Raw genomic sequence first — 19,258 nt, forward strand, 5'->3', positions numbered from 1 at the left:
GCCGGGTCACGTGGCCCGGGCCGGGTGAGCGGATCAGCTGACCAGGAGCGGGTGACCAGGAGCGCACCCTGTGACCCGGATCCCGTAACCGGAACCTCATGGCCAGGACGGGGTGCGGCGTGATATTCGGACCTTCGTAGGATGGGGCGCCGTGGGCAAAAAGAACGCGGAACGCAACGCACGGCTGGAGGCGCTCCGGCGCGAACAGCGGCGCCAGGAGCGGCGCCGCTCCTGGCTGCTCTACGGTTCCGCCAGTGTCGTCCTGCTCGCGGTGCTGGCCGGCATCATCTATGCCGTGCGCGACAACCAGTCGAAGGACGAAACCCGCAAGGTCGGCTATGTCGCGGCGGCGAGCGGGGCCGCGGCGACGGCCGGGTGCACCGGGGTCGTCAACGACGCGTCACGCGGCAACACCCATGTCGCGGCGAACGAGACCGTCAACTACGACGTGGCCCCGCCGTCGTCCGGCAACCATGACGCCGACCCGCTGCCGGACGCCTACCGCTTCTACGAGCGCATCCCGAAACTGCGGATCGAACGCGCCGTGCACAATCTCGAGCACGGCTTCGTCATCGGCTGGTACGACCCGAAGCTCCCCGACGACCAGGTCACGGCGCTGCGTGCGGCTGCTGAGAACGCCGGTGAGCGGTTCATCGCGCTGCCCTGGGAACGCGGCGACTTCCCCGAGGACAAGCACTTCGTCCTCACCGCCTGGGACCGCACCCAGCGTTGCGCGACCGTCTCCGAGAGCGTCATCAAGGAGTTCGTGTCCACCTACGCCAACCCGGACCCCGCCGGCGCGGCCTGGGACTCCCCCACCGCCGCCGAGTCAGGTGCCTCCGGTGGGAGCCTCAACCTCAGCCCGACGATCGCGGGCACGGTGGCCGCGCTGACCGCGCAGGCGCAGGCCACGCCGGGCGGGACGACTCCCGCGCCGGGGACGTCCGCCGCGCCCGATCCCACGGTGCCGCGCTGAGCGCTTCGGCGTTGAGAGCTTTGGTGCGGAGAGCTTCGGGCAGGCCGCGGGCGCGCGCCCCGGCCAGGAGACGAACGAAGGGCCGGGTGGACGCCGCCAGCCGGCCCGCCCCGGCCGGTCAGACGCGGTCGGAGCTGAAACGGATCGCGCCCGCGGTCAGCACCGCGTCGGGGAAGACGCGGGCGCCGGCCCGCAGCTCATTGCCGGCCCCGATCCGTGCGCGGTCACCGATGACCACCCCGTCCAGCGACACCCTGTTCCCGACGACCGCGCCGGCGCCCACCACCGAGGTGCGCACGGTCGCGCCCTCACCGATCACCGCGCCGTCGAAGAGCACCGCGCCGTCGACGGTGGCGCCGGCACCCACCACCGCGCCGACGCCCACCACCGCGCCCCCGCCGATCTTGGCGTCGACGGCGACGGAGGCGCCTGGCAGCACCAGCCAGTCACCCACCGGCCCCGGCAGCGCCGAGGAGGCGATCCGTCCGGTCACCAGATCCCGGGAGCCCCGGACGAACGCGTCGGGTGTGCCCAGGTCCAGCCAGTAGGTGCTGTCGATGTAGCCGACCACCAGGAAACCGGCGTCCAGCAGCCCGGGGAAGGTCTCCCGCTCGACCGAGACCGGACGCCCCACCGGAATGCTGTCGATCACCGACCGGCGGAACACGTAACAGCCCGCGTTGATCCGGTTGGTCGGCGGGTCGGGTGTCTTCTCCAGGAACTGGGTGACCCGGCCGTCCGCGTCGGTGGAGACGACACCGAACGCCCGCGGGTCGTCGACCTCGGTCAGGTGCAGGGTGACGGCCGCGTCGGCCTGGCGGTGGCGCCGCACCAGCGCGGCGATGTCCAGCCCGGAGAGGATGTCGCCGTTGAAGACGACCACCGGGTCGTCCGGGCCGCCACGCAGCCTCGACGCGACGTTGCGGATCCCGCCGCCGGTCCCGAGCGGCTCGGCCTCGGTGACGTATTCCAACTCCAGCCCGTGGGCGGAGCCGTCCCCGAAATACTCCTCGAACACCTCGGCCCGGTACGAGGTCGCGAGAACGACCCGGGTGATCCCCGCGTCCCGGGCGCGGGCGAGCATGTGGGCGGTCACCGGCACCCCGGCGACCGGAAGCATCGGTTTCGGTGCCGACATCGTCAACGGGCGCAGCCGGCTGCCCTGCCCCCCGACCAGCATCACAGCGTCCATGGCGGGTCAGTTTCGCAGAGGCGACACCGCCTGGTGCACGATGTTCGCGTATTTCGGTGACGTCGCGTCGCGGACACCCAGCCGTGGGAGCCGGCCAGCCGGCCGCGCGGTGTGCCGGAGTGCGCTGCCCGGCACTTCTGGCGATGCTGAAAGGGTGGTACGCCCGTCTGATCGCAGCTATCGGCTCCTGCACGACGGCACCCTGTCGGGTGCCGAGACCGCTCTGGCCGGGCTGGCCCAGGGCTGGGAGCCGGGCTTCGCCGCCGCCCGCACCGACGACGGGACCGCCACGCTGGCGGTGTGGCTCGCCTGGCAGGCGCACGAGCCGCCGATCGCCGACGTGATACCGGTGCTGGCCAACCTGGGCCTGCGCGCGCGGACCCACCGCTGCCTGCCGAGCCGTCCGGGCCCGGACGGGGGCATGGCCACCCTGGACGAGTACCACATGATCGTCTCCCCGGAGCTGGCGGAGGCGGCGCTGAAGCAGATGGACGGGCTGCGCGACATCCTCAGTGGTCTCGCGCTCGGGGACGTCGACAGCGACAGCCTGGACTCGCTGGTGCTCACCGCCGGGCTCACCGCCCGTGAGGTGCGGCTGCTGCGGACGCTGTTCCGTTACCTGCGCCTGGCCGGGACGTCGCTGGGTGGGCGCTACGCCCACCGCGTCCTGACCGCCCACCCGTCCTACGCGCACGACCTGGTGGCCCTCTTCCACGCCCGGATGGATCCGTTGCGGGCGAACCCGGACAACGCCGAACGGCTGCACGCCGCGCTGGAGGACGCGCTCGGGTGGGTGACGGGCATCAACGACGACACCGTGCTGCGCAGGCTGCGCGACGTCGTCCTCGCGATCGTCCGGACGACGTTCTACGCGACACCCGACTCGGCGCCGGAGCGGATCCAGCTCCAGCGAACGCTGCCCGACCGGCCGGCGGGAGCCGGCCACGCACCCTCCGAACAGAGCGAGCCGGCCGGGCCAGCCGGGTCAGCGGTCCACGCCGGGTACGGCCACGGATACGAGATGGGCGGTGGCGCCGGGGACGCGCTGGCCTTCAAACTCGCCCCGGCCGGGCTGCCGTGGCTGCCCCGGCCGCTGCCGGAGGCCGAGACCTTCGTCAGCTCCCCCCGGTTCGACGCGGTGCACCTGCGCGGCGCCCTGCTGGCCCGCGGCGGTATCCGCTGGTCCGACCGTCAGGAGGACCTGCGGACCGAGATCCTCGGTCTGATGAAGGCCCAGCGGGTCAAGAACGCCGTCATCGTGCCGGACGGGGCCAAGGGCGGGTTCGTGCTGCGCCGCCCGCCGACGGACCCGGGGCGGCTCGCCCGGCTGGCCGAGTCCTGCTACACGCGGTTCATGGAGGCGCTGCTGGCCCTCGTCGACAACCGGGCCGACGGCGAGACGCACTGCCGGGCGGGGATGGTCTGCCACGACGGGTCCGACACCTATCTGGTCGTCGCCGCCGACAAGGGCACGGCCCGCTTCTCCGACCTGGCCAACCAGGTGGCGGCGGCGAACGGCTACTGGCTCGGCGACGCGTTCRCCTCCGGCGGCCGCAGCGGATACGATCACAAGGCGCTGGGCATCACCGCCCGCGGCGTGTGGGAGTCGGTGCGTCGGCACTTCGCCGAGCTCGGCGTCGACGCCGACCGCGAGCCCCTGACCGTCGTCGGCATCGGTGACATGTCCGGCGACGTCTTCGGCAACGGGATGCTGCTCTCCCGCCATCTGCGGCTGGTGGCCGCCTTCGACCACCGGCACATCTTCCTCGACCCCGACCCCGACCCGGCCCGGTCGTTCGAGGAGCGCCGCCGGCTGGCGTCGCTGCCGTCGAGCAGCTGGGACGACTACGACCGCGGCCTGCTGTCGGCCGGCGGGGGCGTTTTCCCGCTGTCGTCCAAGCGGATCGAGCTGACCGAGCCGGTCCGCGAGCTGCTCGGTGTCGGCGACGACACGCTGCCCGCCGACGCCCTGGTCCGGGCGATCCTGCGCGCACCGGTCGACCTGATGTGGAACGGCGGCGTGGGCACCTGGGTGAAGGCCAGCGGGCAGGAGCACGCCTCGGTCGGGGACAAGGCCCGCGACGGGATGCGGGTCGACGCCCGGCAGCTGCGCTGCCGGGTCGTGGCCGAGGGCGGCAACCTCGGCCTCACCGACGCCGCCCGGGTCGAGTTCGCCCTGCGCGGCGGACGGTGCAACACCGACTTCGTGGACAACTCCGGCGGCGTCGACTGCTCCGACCGCGAGGTCAACATCAAGATCGGTCTTGAGCTGGCGATCGGGGCGGGTGCGATCGACCGGGCCGAACGCGAGCGGCTGCTGGCGGCCGCCACCGGCGACGTCGTGCGGGCGGTCCTGACCGACTGTGCCCGCCAGGCCCTGGCGCTGAGCGCGGCGGAACGCCATGTCGTGACCTCGGCGGACGGGCTGTCGAGGTTCGTCGAGCACCTGGTCGACACCGGCGAGATCGACCTGGACGTCGAGACCCTGCCGGGCGCCGAGGAGCTGACCGCCCGGGTCGCCGCGGGACGCACGTACACCCGGCCGGAGATCGCCATCCTGCACGCCTACGCCAAACGGACGGTGGCCCGCGCACTGCTGGACTCGCCCCTGCCCGACGATCCGGCGCTCGTACCCGTCCTGGACGCCTACCTGCCGGCGTCCCTGCGGCCGGTGCTGCACGCGCACTTCGACCGCCACCCGCTGCGACGGGAGATCGTCACGTCCCAGCTCACCAACTCGATCATCGACCGGGTCGGCGCCGGGTTCCTGCACCGCCTGCGGGAGCTGACTGGCGCGGACACGGTCCAGGGGGCGCGCGCGTTCGTCATCACCGGCAGCCTGCTCGGCCTCACCGACATCTGGGAGGCGCTCGACACGCACTGCCTCGGCGGAGATCTCAGTGGCGGCAGCCCCAGCGGCGGCCCCAGTGGCGGCATCGGTGGCGGCTCTGGCGGAAGCCCCGGTGACGGCTCCGCCGAGGGCAGCCGTTCACGCCCGGCCGTGGGTTCCAGCGATCCGTCCGCCGAGGCCCTGCTGCACTGCCACTTCGTCCAGGAGGAGGCCGCGCTGTGGCTGCTGYGCTCCCGCCGGTCACTGCTGGACATCACGGCCGAGACCACCCGTTACGCCGAGGGGGTGGCCGAGGTCGCCGCGGCGCTGCCCACCGTGCTCGCCACCGTGGGCAGCGACCAGGAGCTGACCGCCGTCCTGCGGTTCGCCGAACAGCTCTACGAACGCGGCCTGCCTGCCCCGCTGGCCGAACGCGTCGCCTGGCTGGACGCGATGAGCCCGGCGCTGGACGTCGTCGACGTCGCACTACGTAACGATCTTGAGCCGAGTGACGTGCTGCACGTCCACACCGCCATCGGGACGAGGCTGGGGCTCGGCAAGCTGGGCCTGGCGCACCTGATCGGCCGTGGCGCGCAGCCGCCCGGCCAGTCACGCTGGGAGCACATGGCCGCCGCGGCACTGCGGGCGGATGTCGCCCGGGCCCGCTCGGCACTGACCGAGGCCGCCATGTCGGCGCCCGAGTTCGATCCGGACGCGGCCATCGAACGGATCACCACCGGCGCCCGGGCGGACCGGGTACGCGCCATCGTCGAGGAGGCCGCGGCGGCTCCCCGCCTCACCAGCGCCATGATCTCCGTCGTGGCCAGCCGCCTGAACGAACTCGCCCCAAGCCGCTAGGCTGCGACCCTACCGTCCGGCCAATCGCCGTTTCCACGGGTCAGCCCCCACATCGTCGACTCGGTGCGTACCGGGGGACATACGCTGCGCTCCGAGGCGCCGGTTACGATCTTTATAGATCGTCGACCTTGCTCTGGTGGAGGCGTCATGCACGGAGGGGACGGCCACTACCGTCCAGTCTCACGACCCTACGTGCAACGGTTCAGCTACCGATACACGGAGCACGTCTTCGACAAACTTCAGATCATCGACATCGCGCTCGGCGAGTTTGAACGGTTACTCGGATCAGGCCAGGTCATCGAAGAAGCGCCGGGTGGACTGTTCGTCGCCAAGGAGTTAGTGCTGGTGGTCGAATGGCTCCGGCCACTGCATGTCGTAGTCGCCGTTGACGAGAGCCGGCGACAGGAGACACTGGTGACGGTATACGAGCCTTATCCGACCGAGTGGTCGGACGGCTTCCGGAGGAGGCGGTAGTGCGCTGTGACGTGTGTGGCAACGGCGAGATCCGTCCTGGCCGGAAGCYGAAGGTCGTACAGCGGGACGGCCGGGTGGCGGTGGTCACGGACATCCCGGTGGAGGAGTGCCCGTCGTGCGGTATGACGTGGCTGGACGGTCCGGTGGCACGCCGACTGGATGATCTTTTTCGTGAGATGCTGGCCGTCGACGCGGTGGCGGTCCGGCCCTACAGCGAGGCCGTGGCAGCGGCCTGAAAACCGCCCTCGCCCGGGGTACCCGAGTCGACGTTTCGTGGTGGGTCGCTGTCCCGGGTCACATCCGCATCTCGAACAGACCCCGTGTTCTGAACAGGCTCCGTGTCACGGGCGAGCTCTGTGTCGCGGGCCGGTGCCTCGTTCTGGGCGGGCTCAGTACTTCGGGACGGGTCGGTGCCGCGGGGCGGGAGGGCGTCGGCGGAGCGGGTCGCGCGGGCGCCGGCGCTGTTGTCGGCGAACGCCACGGCCAGCAGCAGACGCAGGCCGAGCCCCAGCCCGAGCAGGATCCGCAGCGGCAGATGGCGCGCGTCCGGGTACTGCCGGGACAGGTAACGGAACATGCTGCGGTGATGGGCGACGACCATGCGGCGGGAGGAGCGCCTCGTCGAGTGGCCGCCGAGATGTTCCACGACCGCGGTCGGCACGTAGACCCGCTGCCAGYCGAGCAGACCGAGCCGGCGGCCGAGGTCCACGTCCTCCATGAACATGAAGTACGTCTCGTCGAACCCGTCGACCGTCTCGAACGCCTGGCGCCGCAGCACCTGGCACGCCCCGGACAGCCAGCCGGCGGTCGTCTCGACCAGCGCGCCGCGCTCGCGGCGGTAGGCCGTCGTCCACGGGTTCGTCGGCCAGCACCAGCCGAACAGGGCGTGGCCGATCCCCCGCCACAGGGAGGGGAGCTCGCGGGCCGACGGGTAGAGCACGCCCCCCGGGTTGGTGATCGCCGGGCCGAAGGCGCCAGCGCCCGGCCAGCGTTCGGACGCCGCCAGCAGCTCGTCGAGCGACCCCGGCGTGAACGTGATGTCGGGGTTGGCCACCACCAGCCACGGGGCGGTACTGCCGGCGGCGCCACGGTTGACCGCCGTCCCGTAGCCGAGGTTGCGCCCGGTGCGCAGCAGGCGGACCTCGTCGCGTTCGGCGGCGGCGGCGGTGCCCTCGTCCAGCGCCGGCGAGTTGTCCACCACGACGACCTCGTAGGGCAGCGACGTGGCCTTGGCCAGGGAGTCCAGGAAGGGGCCGAGCACCTGCCCGGAGTGGAACGCCACGACCACCACCCGCAGGTGCGGCCGCGCGTCCCCGGGAACAGCGCCCTCCGGCCCGCCGTCCGGTGACGGTGGCGGTGACGCCGGTTGCGGCTGCGTCGGTGCTGCCTCGTTCTGTGCGCTCACTGACCGCCCTCTTCGTCCCTGCTCACCGGATGCGCACGCGATTGTCGCACCCGGGTCAGGATGCCACCGGCGGGGCCGAGGCCGACTGTCGGGGTCAGGACACAGCGGCCCGTGCGTAGCTCGCCAGGTGCGCCTCGGCGCTCGCCGCCCAGGTGAACTCCCGGGCCCGGGCGAGACCGGCCTGCGCCAGCGACTCACGCCGCGGCGCGTCGTCGAGCAGCGCGCCCATCTCCCGGGCGATCGAGTCGACGTCGGGCTGGGTGTAGGCGACGGCGTCACCGCCGACCTCCGGCAGGGACAGCCGGGGTGTCGTCAGCACCGGCGCGCCGCAGGCCATCGCCTCCAGCACCGGCAGCCCGAAGCCCTCCCCGTGGGACGGGTAGGCGACCAGCGACGCTCCGCCCAGATACCCGGGCAGGTCGGAGAAGCGCAGGTAGCCGGGGCGGACCACCTTCAGATGGGACGGCACCGAGGCGACCGCGGCGTCCACGTCGTCGTCCCAGCCCGAGCCGCCGGCGAGCACCAGCGCGGGGGGGTCCACTCGGTCGTGCACGGCCTCGGCCCAGCCTCGGATCAGGTTCGGCACGTTCTTGCGGGGCTCGAGCATCCCGAGGAAGGCGACGTAACGGCTGTCGCCGAGACCGAGCCGCAGCCGCACCCGGCGCTTGTCCTCCTCCGTGGGCGGGTGGAAGGTCGCGGTCTCCACCCCGTGGTAGGCGACGTCGGTCGTGGTCGAGTCGCCGTCGAGGACCCGGATGAGCTCGTCCCGGGTGGCCTTGGACGGGACGATGATCCTGTTTGCCTTGCGCACGGCGGTGCGCATCGCCGACCGGAAGAACGTTCCCTTCACGGCGGTGTGCATCTCCGGCTCTGTGAAGAACGTGACATCGTGGATGGTCACGCACACCGGCTGTGAGGTGCGCAACGGCATGGTGTAGTGCGGCGAATGGATGACCTGTGCGCCGACCTGGTAGGCGACCAGCGGCAGGCCGGTCTGTTCCCAGGCCAGGCGGGCGGGCCGGTGGGCGATCGCCGCCGGACCCGCCACCACGTTGGCGCGCGGGGCCATCCGGCCGTACCGCTCGTAGTCCGATCGTTGACAGACCAGGGCAAGGTCGGCGCCAGCCGCATCCAAGGCCGCCACCAGCCCGTCGACATAACGACCGACGCCACCACGGTCGGCTGGAACCGCAGTGGCGTCGACGAGCACCCGGGGAGACACGGCGCTCCTTCCGACTGGCGGCATGTTACTCACCGCTAGGTTCTTTGAGACCACCGACGCCGTGTGAAGCTGTCCCCCGACGGATCGCTCCCGATCCGTCGGGCGCTGCCGATCACATCGACCTCGGTCCGCAGGCAAGCCTACGCCCGCACCGGATCCCGAGAGTCACCCCGTCGAGAACTCCCGAGAGCCGCTAAGTCGACGGTAAAGGGACCAGAGCGATTCCGCTGCCCCGTTCCAGGTAAATGCCGCCGCTCTCGCTCGCCCGTCCACACTCAGCCGACGATGTAACTCTGCGTCGCTAACAACGGACGCGGCGGCGCGGGCCAGCGCGGTGGCGTCGCCGACCGCGACGGTTACTATCGCGGGCCCACCGACCTCGACGAACGCGGGAATGTCAGAGGCGATCACGGGGACGCCGTGGGCCATCGCCTCGACGACCGGCAGCCCGAAACCCTCCGACCGGCTCGGCGCGAGCAGCGCGGTGGCCCGCGACAGCACGACCGCGAGGTCGGCGTCGTCCAGCCGGCCGAGCAGCCGCAGCCGGGCCGGGTCGAGGCCGACACGGGTGGCCTCGGCCCGCAGGTCCAGCCCGCCCCAGCCCGGCGGGCCGACGTGCACCAGCGGCAGGTCGGGCGCGGCCGGGTCGCGCAGCGCGGCGAGCACCGTGTCCAGGCCCTTGCGCGGCTCCAGAGTGGCGAGGGTGAGCAGATAGCCGCCGGCGGGCAGGTCGAGACGTTCGGCGCGGGCGGCAGCGTCCGCCGGGACCTGCCCGACCGCCTCGCTCACCCCCTCCCCGACGACGTGCACCCGGTCGGCCGGGATCGGCAGACAGGCCCGCAGGTCGACGGCGACGGCCCTGGTGGGGACGATCACGGCGTCGGCGTGGCGGGCCACCCGGACGCCCATCCGCCGGTGCCAGCGAGCGCCGTGCGGGGTGAGGGTGTGCGGATGGGTCCACGGCACGGCGTCGTGGACCGTGACGACCAGCGGCACCCCCGGCCGCCGGGGCGGGACGAGCAGGGTGGGGGCGTGGACGACGTCCACCCCCGTCGGCGCCGGTCCGTGGCCACGCTGCCAGGCGGCGGCCAGCCCCTGGCGGGGCAGCGGCAGCCGGATGGGGCCGAGGACGCCCGGCACGGCCGCGGCGGCGGTGGCGGCCTCCGGGCGCCAGGCGCACCAGCCGACGACGGTCTCGCCCGACCGCGCCGTCCGCACGAGGGCGGCGGCGAGCTCCGCCGAGTACCGCCCCGTCCCCCCGGGCACCGGCGCCAGCATCTGGTCGAGGAGGAACCCAATCCGCACGACGAACCATCTTCCTCGGGAGAAGCCGGCCCGCTAACTGCCGGTGGTGTGGTGGCGGTGCCGGTCACAGTCGGTGCCGGTCACAGCCGGTGCCGGTCGTGGCCGGCGTCCGCCGCGAACCGGGCGTGGTTACCGTTTACGGGCGTGGAGCAGCACCACGCTGCCGTGGCCGTCCGGGGTACGCCGGTCGGACAGGGTGACGATCGGTGACAGCGGGGCCGCCGCGTTCCAGCCGGCCCGGCCGCCCTTCGCCGACAGCGTCAGGTACAGCCGCTCGGCCCGCCGCGAGCGGAACATGTAGGTCTGGCGCACCACCGTCAGGCCGCGCTCGTCGAGCAGCTTCGCCAACTGGTCGCCGGTGTAGGTCTGTTGGACGTGGTAGCGCTGCCGGTGCCGGGCGAACAGCCGCGGCCACTCGTCGGCGCGGGTGAGGGCGTCCGCGGACATGACAAGGTCCCCACCTGGCCTGAGCACCCGCGTCATCTCGGTGAGCGCGGCCGGCCCGTCGTCGAAGTGCTCGATCGCGCAGACCGACAGCACCACGTCGAAGGAGGCGTCGGCGAACGGCAGCGCCAGCGCGTTCCCCTCGACGAGTGAGGGACGCCCACGCAGCCGGCGGCCGAACTCCAGCTTGCCGCGGGCGAGGTCGAGGCAGACCGCCCGCGCCCCGCGGCGCACCGCCTGGCCAGCCCAGTACCCGTCACCGCCGGCGACGTCCAGGACGGTCCGCCCGGCCAGCTCACCCGCCCAGGCCAGCAGCGTGCCGGCCTCCCGGCGGCGCATGACGTGCACCTGATGCCCGGCATACGCCAGCGCCTGATCCCGCAGCAAGGCCACCGCCGCGCCTTTCGCGGTCGGCCCCTTCACCGCCACGCCTTTCGCGACCGCGCCTTTCGCGACCGCCCGCTTCCGCGTCTCACCGCCACCCACGTCATGAACGACAGTCTGCCCCGCCCCAACCACCCCCGGCCCACCACCCCCGACGGATCTGTCAAGCCCGGCGGATCTGTCAGGCCGGTGGGCTTCACCGATCGCGGGGCTTCCGCTCACAGAGGTCTTGGCCAGCGCACTCTCGAACGTGTGGATCGTCCGATTCCCGATCGGACGCAGCGTCCTGATCGGCACGAAAGGCGGCCAGAGAGATACCGGGAGCACCGCGGGACATCACCACGAACTCGCTGCGCGGGACGAACCGTGTGCGTCGCCGCAACGGGATCAGTTCACCGATCCGATGGCCGTCACGAGTAGCCGTGAACGCCTGGCCGCCCTGAACCGTGTCCATGATTTCCTTCGATCTTTCATCCGCCTCCACGATCGTGTTGTTGATCACATGTCTCCTCGCCGGCCGGCGCGCGCCGCGAACGCGTCGAGGGCGGGCGAGTACGGCGGTGGCCTGCCACATTCTGTTACGGGTGAATCCGGTGAACTCGGTGAGAATGCCCGCTTCGACGAGCGGCGCGATGGCGCGCCGCTCGTTCTGCGGCGTGACGCCGAGTTCGGCGGCCACCGTGCCCGCGCCGACGACCGGCTGCCGCAGAAGCACATCGGCAAGCCGCCGGGCGCCAGAGTCCCGCCGGACCCGAAGCGTCTCCTCCCAGCTCGCACGAAGACCGCGCAGTTCGGCGGCAAGCTGACGCCCGTTCGTGACGGCCGCGAAGGAGGCGTGCGCCATCCGTTCCACGATTGCCGACAGATCTCCCTCGCGATAGGCGGTCAGGGCGTCGAAATAGGCCCCGGTCTCGGTGAACAGCCCGGCGGAGACCGGGACGGTGACGTCACGGGTCAGCCCGTGACCGCGCAGCATCGCGTGTATCAACGCCCGGCCGGTACGTCCGTTCCGGTCGGGGAACGGGTGGATCGTCTCGAACTGGGCGTGCGCGATCGCGGCCTGGCTCAGCGACGGCAGATTGGTCCTGCCGATGAACCGCACCAGGTCGTCCATCAGCGCGGGGATGTGGCGGTGGCGCGGGGGAACGAAGGCGGCGTCGTKCGGGCCGTAGGAATTCCCACCGATCCACACCTGCTCCTCGCGCCAACGGCCGGCGATTCTCGGGGCGTGCCTGGACAGGAGAGCCGCGTGCACGGCCAGGATCGCGTCCTGGTCGAGACGGTCGGCCAGGTCCAGAGCGGCTTTCATCGCGGCGACATTCCCGACGATCGCGGTGGCGTTGCGCCTGTCGGTGCTGCCCAGTTCGGCGAAAGCGATGGCCTTCGCATCAGAGGTGAGGTTCTCGATCCTCGACGAGGACGAGGACTCGGACGGACGGACGATTCACAGAAGGGCTGCGCCTATCGGTCGAAGATGTCGTGGGTACCGATACGGAGCCAGATGATGTGYGGGCCGCGCCTGCCGGGGACCGGGTCGCCGTACATCCACAGCGCCCGGCCGTCGGGCGCCCATGTCAGCTCCCAGACACCCGGCATCTTCCTGAAGGGCTTTGCGCGCAGCCGGGGATCCCGGCGGCCCTCACGCAGGGCCTGGACGAACAGCCGACGCGCCCGGTCGAACGCGGCCCGCTCCGCGGGACTCAGTCGCGAGTACTCCGCGAGGAACCTCGCGACGACGTCGAAGGTCGGCATGCGCACACGATAGGGGATCCGAACAGCAGTTCGATGCCGACTCGCTCATCCGGACACGCGGACGCGGTCAGCCGGCCCGAGGATGCGGGTGCGCGGCCAGTGACGCGAGGAGCGCGTCGAACTCGTCCTCGCCGTGGCAGCGGATGAACCGGCCGGCCGCATAGTCGTCAAGCGCCTCGTCGATCGCCCGTTCGGTCCCGGGATCGGCGTCGATCTCCTCGGCGTCGGCGAGGAGCCGTGGCAGCTCGCGYTCGTCCGGCCAACCGCCGGGCTGTGGCTGCGTCACTTCCCTCCCCGTCCCTCCGGGTCCGTCCGGATCCATCAAGTCTGCCTCGACCTCAGCATGCCTACACATGCCAGCACATACAAGAACCCCATCGGGTGAGCTACGGACCTCCCCAGCGCTGGATGATCCGGGTGCAGTCGCCACCTGCTCCGCAAGGGAACAGGCGTCCGCCCTCGGCTCACCCCGCATCTCCCCGCCCTACCGACGTGACGCACCAGCACAGCGACGATCGAACAGTGGCGGCCCTGGTTCCGGAGCAGGCCCGAACTCGGAATCCTCGATGCTGGTCGGCACAGGCGGCGAACGTCCACACCCCGACCGGTGAACCGACTGATCAAATCATGAGTTCAGCCTCAGTATCCGTCACCCGGTCGGTGACGCGGTCGGTGATGGAGTCGACGTGCACCACTCGGCCTGGATCAACAACGTAACGCTTGTGCGGGTCGAGACACAGGAACCAGGCTCCGGACGCTGGCCGAGAACATGCCGCACGTTTGGGGAGCCCGCGCAGACCCCCGTGTAGCTGATATCCAGAAAATCGTGTGAGCGAAAGGCATAAGCGGCATTGTCCAGGGTCATTCCAATCACGTTGGGAGCCGCGTTGCACTCCGCCCTGGTATGTACAGGTAACGGTACGGGACCGATCACCCGGGAACTGCCGGTCGGACGCGCGGCGGCCTGGGTGCGCCCCGCGGGACTCGTTCGTATCGCCGGAGGGGACGACCGACTGGACGGCGCCATCATGATCGACGGTGTTGCCAGAGGCGGCGTGGACTGCGCCGACGGGGCCCCAGTCCCAGCGGACGGCATCGGATCTGAAGGAACGGGCGAAGCGGTCAGCATCGGATCCGGAGGAAGATGCGAAGCGGTCGGCACGGCTTCCCKACCACACTGCTCGCCTTGCCCAGTCCAGCCACAGCCGGCAAGGAACAGCAGCAACGTGCAGGCAGTGAGCCAGACCCACAGGATCATCTACCTACATGATGCTTCTCTTCCTCCCACCAGGTCACTCCCCTCCTGCTTCTCTGCCCGTGTGTTCTCTGCCTGTGCGGCGCACCACGCCCTGCCTGGTGGAACTACGCGTTCAGCATTAACAATATTGAAAATGATGTTGAGGTGTTTCTTATATCTCATCATCTTCGAGTTCGGGATATACGGGTGGCGTCGGCGGACTGCTTGAATCCCAGATACCGCGACCGAAATTATCTCCAATTTTATGCACATGCTCAGGCGCAGGAGGAGCCGGCCAGATGCCGATGGCATGCTCTTCTATGGGCTCACCGAGAACCGTACTGTGCTTCATCGCCTCATCGYGACCACGTGCTTGTACCCGTACTCGATACCAGCCTCGACCGACGTGTGAAAGAACACCGGCATCCAATACTGCGTTCGCCCCCCATTGCATCAGGCATGTCTCACCATTAGTGCTGTAGTGACTAATATCGACTACCACCTCCCAAGCTTCAAGATTAAGAGTGGGTTCGACATCRCATTCATCGATCGTTAGTCGCAYGTTTCCGGTGTGCGTTCCACCCATCACTGTGAGATGCCCAGGACCAGCCGCGACCAGCGAGTTACCGTGGTGGATTTTAAAAAGAGTTTCCACGTCAGGAGAAACATCGAAGTCGCAGATATAGTACTGGAAGTAGGACAGGTGCAGCGAGTCAGTAATCCAGATCATGTCCTGAAGAGCCCGAAAACAGCGGAGAGCCCAGGCCCTGGCGGACCGTACCGACCTACGGCACAGTCCGGGAAAGACATGGGCGACCTACACGTCCACACGGACGAGTAGCGGGAGGAAGAACGTGGAACAACGCGAGAGAACACAAGGAAAAGCGGTGGAGACGGACGGAATGATCTGGGCCCGACATCGTCGAACGGGCGGACGTCACCCCGTCGTGTTCACGGCGTTCACCGTGTCACACCGTCCGGCGCTATGCCACTGCTCCTGGAGATTACATGTCGATGTTGCGCGAGATTTGTTGTCGACGCATCCGACCACCAGCCGGGGACACCGGCCGGCGTTGCGTCCAAACAAATATCCGCTGATGCACAACCAGAAATCACGGGACGGCGTCACGGGGCGCGGCTGCCCCTGATCACCCAATGGTCGCCCGCCGGCGGGAAGATTTGACACGCGGTGGCGGCAGGTGTTGTTCCAGAAGTTGTTCTCCGCGCCCGGAGCGGCCGGGCGGCACAGCGCACACCGGCACGTCCGGGAGCGCCTCGGGGGCTGTCTCCGGGGCCATCCCTGGACACAGTCCCCAGGCCGCAACCTGTCAGCGACGGCCGAGAGCGTCGTGGAGCACTGTCAGGTAGCGGTCCCATGCCGCGTCCGCGTCGGGTGGGACGATCCCGGCGCGCAGGGTGTCGAGCACTCCCGGCTCGTACAGCCGGCGCAGTGCGGCGGCCAGCGACCCCGGGTCGTCCGGGGCTGCCAGCAGGCCGTCCACCCCGTCGCGCACGGCCCGCGCCAGCATGCCGACAGAGGTCGCCACCACCGGCAGGCCGTGACGATGGGCCAGATCGGCGTTCTGGGTCGCCGTCGCCGACCGGTACGGCAGGACCAGYGCGTCGGCGGCCGCGAACAGGGCCGGCACCTCGGCGGCCGGCACATAGCCGGGACGCAGGTCCACCCGCCCGGCCAGGCCGAGCTCGCCGACCAGCCGCCGGGTGTCGTCGACCCCACCCCAGAACTCCCCGGCGACGGTCAGGCGCACGTCGGGTGGGCCGGCGACGAGCGCCCGCAGCAGGACGTCCAGCCCCTTGTACGGCCGGACCAGCCCGAAGAACAACAGGCGCCGGCCGGGGACGCCGTCACCGCGCAGCTCGGCCTCGGCCCCCGCAGTGCCGAGTCCCGCGATGTCGAGTTCCGCGATGTCGGACTGCGCAGTATCGGATTCCGCAGTGCGGGGTTGYGCAGTGCCGGGTTGCGAGATTCCGGACTGCGAAGCGGCGGGCGACGAAGCGGCGGGTTGCGGGGCGCCGGCCGTGCCCAGGTGCGGGGCCATCTGCGCCACCCACACCGGGCGGGTGGTGAGGCCGCGGGCACGCTCGGCCTCGGTCGGCGTGTGCACCAGGACCCCGGACACCCTACGMAGCACCGCCCGCACCAGTGGGACGTCCAGGGCACGCCGCTCGTGCGGCAACACGTTGTGGCACAGCGCGAGCGCCACCGGTCCTTCCCGCCGCCTGCCGCCAACCGTGGGGACACCCCGTCTCCCGCGAACGGTCTCGCCGCCCTCCGCCGGCCCCGCGCCCACGGACCCGCCCCCGAGACGTGGGGTCGGCAGGCGCAGGCCAGCGAGGATGCCCAGGTAGGCCGGCACCTGGATCGGGGTGACCACGACGATGATCATGGCGTCCACGGCGTTCGCGCCGGTACGCAGCCGGTGGCCCAGCCGTACCCAGGTGTCCGGCCGCCGCCATGACAGCGGGTAGGACGTCGCCGGGAACGGCCACGTCTCGGGGGCGTCCACCCGCTGCCGGCCCGGGTAGAGCCGGGTCGGGTACTGCGCCGACCAGGACTCCAGCCGGACGTCGTGCCCGCGCACCGCGAGTCGGTGCGCAAGTTCGGTGGTGTGCTGGGCCACGCCACCCTTGTAGGGGTGGGTCGGGCCGACAATCGCGATCCGTGATCGTGCCGGCGCCCCGGCGGGCGTCCCCGACCGTTCGCCTGTCGCCTCGTCCGTCACCATGGAACATCCATCGCTGTCAGCACATCTGTCGCTGTCAGCACGTCTGTCGCCGTCGGAACATCCGTCACCGCGGAAGCCGACAGGGCATCAGCGCAACCCGGCGGGGCATCAGTCGCCGCCGCGGGAGCGGGCCACGAGATCCCCGATCAGGGCGAGCACGACGATCTGGAAACCGACCAGGATCGCCAGCAGCGTGGACGTGGTGACCCGCAGGTCGTATCGGATCAGGTCGACGACGAGCTTCACGAAACCCAGCCCCATGATCCACAGGGCGATCGGCATCAGCACCCGGATCGGGTCGAAGTACATCACCATCCGGAGCACCTGCAGGATGTAGCGGCGCGCGTCCCGGAACGGGTGGAACTTGCTCTTGCCCGAGCGCTTCGCGTAGTCGATCGGGATGTAGTCGACGGGATGCTGGTTCGACAGGAACGCCATCGTGATCGTCGTCACGCAGGAGAACCCGGGCGGCAGCAGCCGCAGGTACGGCAGGGAAACCTCCCGCCGGAACGCCCGCAKCCCCGAGTTCAGATCGGGGATCTTCATGCCGGACAGCCGCTGCGCGATCATCCGGATGAACCACTTGGCCGGCACCCGCGCCCACTTGTGGGTGCCCTCCTCGGTCGTACGCGCGCCCACCACCTGGTCGACGTCGGGACAGGCCTCGAGGTGGCGGACGAACTCCGGGATGCGCTCGTTCGGGTAGGTCATGTCCGCGTCGGTCCAGACCACGATCTTCCCGCGGGCGTCCTGGGTGCCGATCCGGCGCGCGGTGCCCGACCCGCCGTTGCGGCGGAACGCGATCAGCCGCATGTTCGGGAAGCGGTGCATCACGCCGCGCAGCAACGCCAGCGTGTTGTCGGTCGACTTGTCGTCAATGACCAGCAGCTCGTAGCTGTAGCCGCTGGTGTCCATCGCGGCGGTGATCCGCTCCAGCTCGTGGATGATGTGATCCTGCTCGTTGTAGCAGGGCAGTACGACCGTCACATAGGGCGCGGCGGGTACCTCCGCCACCGGCCCGGCGCCGCTCTGCTTCCTGGGGACCGGTACGCCGGGGCTGACAGCTGCGCGTACAACGCTGACACTCACGTCGATGTGGCTCCTGATTTCCGTCCGGGAACAGGGGGTTCACCGGTGCCGTCGAGTTGCGGCCGGACCGGCCGGGCCGGTCGGGTCGAATGATCACAACCTCCTCCGCACGTGTTCGGGATGCCCCGTCCGCATGCCAGGGTTACCGGATGCCAGCGTTACACGCCGCGGCCACCGACCGGTCACGGAGGTCCCACGGCGCGGTGACCCGCCCCCGCCGCCACACCCTCGGCCGACGCGACCACCCGGGTGCGACTACCCAGGTGCGACCACCCGGGTGGCGGCGGTGCGGACACGGGACGGCGCACGCCGGGACGGACGCGACTGGCGGTACATCCCAGCATGACCACCGATGGTGAGCCGATGGTGAGCCGATGGTGAACGGGGGCGCATGGAGGTCATGATCGGCCCAGGCCGACCGGTTAGGATTGCCGGCCATGGGTGGGCTCATCGAGCGTCTCGGCAGTCAGGTCAACCGGTTCGACCGGCGGTTCGTCGACGACGCGCGCGAGTACGCCCGCAACGTCCGAGCGCTGCGGGCCGGACGGGAGACCTCGGCGCGCTCCTTCGTGGCCGGGCTGCGCTATCCGCTGACGTACGGTCAGCCCATCTGGACCGGTTCGCCCACCGTGCTCGAAGGCCGTGAACGGATCGAGTTCGCCGACGGCGCGGCGCTGCGGATCGGCCTCGGCCCGTTCGGGATCTCCACCCGGCGGGACGTCTCTGTGCTGCGGATCCACCCCGAGGGGYGGCTGCGCTGCGAGGGGGTCGTCTCGGTGCAGCGCGGCACCCGCATCGTGGTGGACTCCGGCCTGCTGCAGCTCGGCCACGGCGTCAACATCAACGGTTTCGCGAAGATCCTCGTGCGGGAACGGGTCAGCATCGGCGCCGGCTGCAACATCTCCTGGAACACCCAGATCCTCGACAACGACTTCCACCCCATCACCGTGGACGGCGTCGAGCAGCCGGTGAGCGCCCCCGTCGTCCTGGAGGACCGGGCCTGGATCGGTACCGGCGCCATCGTCCTGAAAGGGGTGACGATCGGTGAGGGCGCGATCGTCGCGGCCGGCGCCGTGGTGACCAGGGACGTCCCCGCCAAGACGATCGTCGCGGGCAGCCCGGCGAAGGTGGTCGGYCAGGTCGACTCCTGGCGCTGACCGTTTCTGTCTCCCTGTCCGATCTTCTGTCTCCCGTCCGATCCCCTGATCGTCTGATCTCCTGATCTGAATCTGATCCACCGGCGGCGRCCTGCTGGCCAACCGGCCCGGATTTTCCGTCTTCCCGCGCTTCCCTCGCTTTCCGCGGTCGCGACTGCGGCGGCATGATTCCTGGCAGCCGCGAAG

15 protein-coding genes and 1 pseudogene are annotated in these 19,258 nt (G+C 70.5%); 5 read left to right on the forward strand and 11 right to left on the reverse strand.

The window, feature by feature from the left end:
• Positions 1-151: 151 nt before the first annotated feature.
• Positions 152-976 carry a DUF3105 domain-containing protein gene (locus tag BL254_RS12020; protein ID WP_047222319.1) on the forward strand — a complete coding sequence of 275 codons (825 nt, stop codon included), beginning with the start codon at positions 152-154 and terminating at the stop codon, positions 974-976.
• A gap of 118 nt (positions 977-1,094) precedes the next feature.
• Here BL254_RS12020 and BL254_RS12025 read toward each other — a convergent pair whose 3' ends face one another.
• On the reverse strand, positions 1,095-2,168 hold the full coding sequence (locus BL254_RS12025) for an NDP-sugar synthase (RefSeq protein ID WP_047222320.1): 1,074 nt from the start codon (positions 2,166-2,168) through the stop codon (positions 1,095-1,097).
• 154 nt (positions 2,169-2,322) lie between these two features.
• Between BL254_RS12025 and BL254_RS12030 the strand changes: the two genes are divergently transcribed.
• The 3 genes from BL254_RS12030 (at position 2,323) to BL254_RS12040 (ending at position 6,566) form a co-directional block, all read left to right on the forward strand.
• Positions 2,323-5,856, forward strand: a complete 3,534-nt coding sequence (locus BL254_RS12030) for an NAD-glutamate dehydrogenase domain-containing protein (RefSeq protein ID WP_076843365.1) — start codon at positions 2,323-2,325, stop codon at positions 5,854-5,856.
• 192 nt (positions 5,857-6,048) lie between these two features.
• Positions 6,049-6,330 carry a DUF4258 domain-containing protein gene (locus BL254_RS12035; protein WP_157180427.1) on the forward strand — a complete coding sequence of 94 codons (282 nt, stop codon included), beginning with the start codon at positions 6,049-6,051 and terminating at the stop codon, positions 6,328-6,330.
• Positions 6,330-6,566 (forward strand): type II toxin-antitoxin system MqsA family antitoxin, encoded by a 237-nt coding sequence (locus BL254_RS12040; RefSeq protein WP_076843337.1) that lies wholly within the window; start codon positions 6,330-6,332, stop codon positions 6,564-6,566. The genes BL254_RS12035 and BL254_RS12040 overlap by 1 nt, the downstream gene beginning before the upstream one ends.
• 185 nt (positions 6,567-6,751) lie before the next feature.
• On the opposite strand, the pseudogene BL254_RS12045 reads toward BL254_RS12040, so the two are convergent.
• From BL254_RS12045 to BL254_RS12090, 10 genes and pseudogenes are all read right to left on the reverse strand, one after another.
• Positions 6,752-7,627, reverse strand: a pseudogene (locus tag BL254_RS12045) (glycosyltransferase family 2 protein); the annotation flags it as partial.
• A gap of 202 nt (positions 7,628-7,829) precedes the next feature.
• Positions 7,830-8,957 (reverse strand): glycosyltransferase family 1 protein, encoded by a 1,128-nt coding sequence (locus BL254_RS12050; RefSeq protein ID WP_083731015.1) that lies wholly within the window; start codon positions 8,955-8,957, stop codon positions 7,830-7,832.
• Positions 8,958-9,122: 165 nt separating this feature from the next.
• A complete protein-coding gene (locus BL254_RS12055; RefSeq protein WP_047222324.1) occupies positions 9,123-10,262 on the reverse strand; it encodes a glycosyltransferase family 1 protein in 1,140 nt (379 codons plus the stop codon).
• A 129-nt stretch (positions 10,263-10,391) separates the two neighbouring features.
• Positions 10,392-11,045 carry a class I SAM-dependent methyltransferase gene (locus BL254_RS12060; RefSeq protein ID WP_371390508.1) on the reverse strand — a complete coding sequence of 218 codons (654 nt, stop codon included), beginning with the start codon at positions 11,043-11,045 and terminating at the stop codon, positions 10,392-10,394.
• A gap of 241 nt (positions 11,046-11,286) precedes the next feature.
• Positions 11,287-12,399, reverse strand: a complete 1,113-nt coding sequence (locus BL254_RS12070; RefSeq protein WP_217699270.1) for a Fic family protein — start codon at positions 12,397-12,399, stop codon at positions 11,287-11,289.
• Between the two features lie 152 nt (positions 12,400-12,551).
• Positions 12,552-12,842: a hypothetical protein gene (locus tag BL254_RS12075; protein WP_047222326.1), complete on the reverse strand. Its 291-nt coding sequence runs from the start codon at positions 12,840-12,842 to the stop codon at positions 12,552-12,554.
• A 67-nt stretch (positions 12,843-12,909) separates the two neighbouring features.
• Positions 12,910-13,128: a hypothetical protein gene (locus BL254_RS12080; RefSeq protein ID WP_047222327.1), complete on the reverse strand. Its 219-nt coding sequence runs from the start codon at positions 13,126-13,128 to the stop codon at positions 12,910-12,912.
• Between the two features lie 1,123 nt (positions 13,129-14,251).
• Complete coding sequence (locus tag BL254_RS25975) at positions 14,252-14,809, reverse strand: hypothetical protein (protein WP_139342281.1); 558 nt, start codon at positions 14,807-14,809, stop codon at positions 14,252-14,254.
• 598 nt (positions 14,810-15,407) lie between these two features.
• Complete coding sequence (locus BL254_RS12085; RefSeq protein WP_076843338.1) at positions 15,408-16,826, reverse strand: glycosyltransferase; 1,419 nt, start codon at positions 16,824-16,826, stop codon at positions 15,408-15,410.
• A gap of 108 nt (positions 16,827-16,934) precedes the next feature.
• Positions 16,935-17,840 (reverse strand): glycosyltransferase family 2 protein, encoded by a 906-nt coding sequence (locus BL254_RS12090; RefSeq protein ID WP_076843339.1) that lies wholly within the window; start codon positions 17,838-17,840, stop codon positions 16,935-16,937.
• A 512-nt stretch (positions 17,841-18,352) separates the two neighbouring features.
• On the opposite strand from BL254_RS12090, the gene BL254_RS12095 reads away from it, so the two are divergent.
• Positions 18,353-19,072: a DapH/DapD/GlmU-related protein gene (locus tag BL254_RS12095; RefSeq protein WP_254858037.1), complete on the forward strand. Its 720-nt coding sequence runs from the start codon at positions 18,353-18,355 to the stop codon at positions 19,070-19,072.
• Positions 19,073-19,258 lie beyond the last annotated feature (186 nt).

This window comes from Protofrankia sp. BMG5.30 (genome assembly GCF_001983005.1).
Classification (GTDB): Bacteria; Actinomycetota; Actinomycetes; order Frankiales; family Frankiaceae; genus Protofrankia; species Protofrankia coriariae.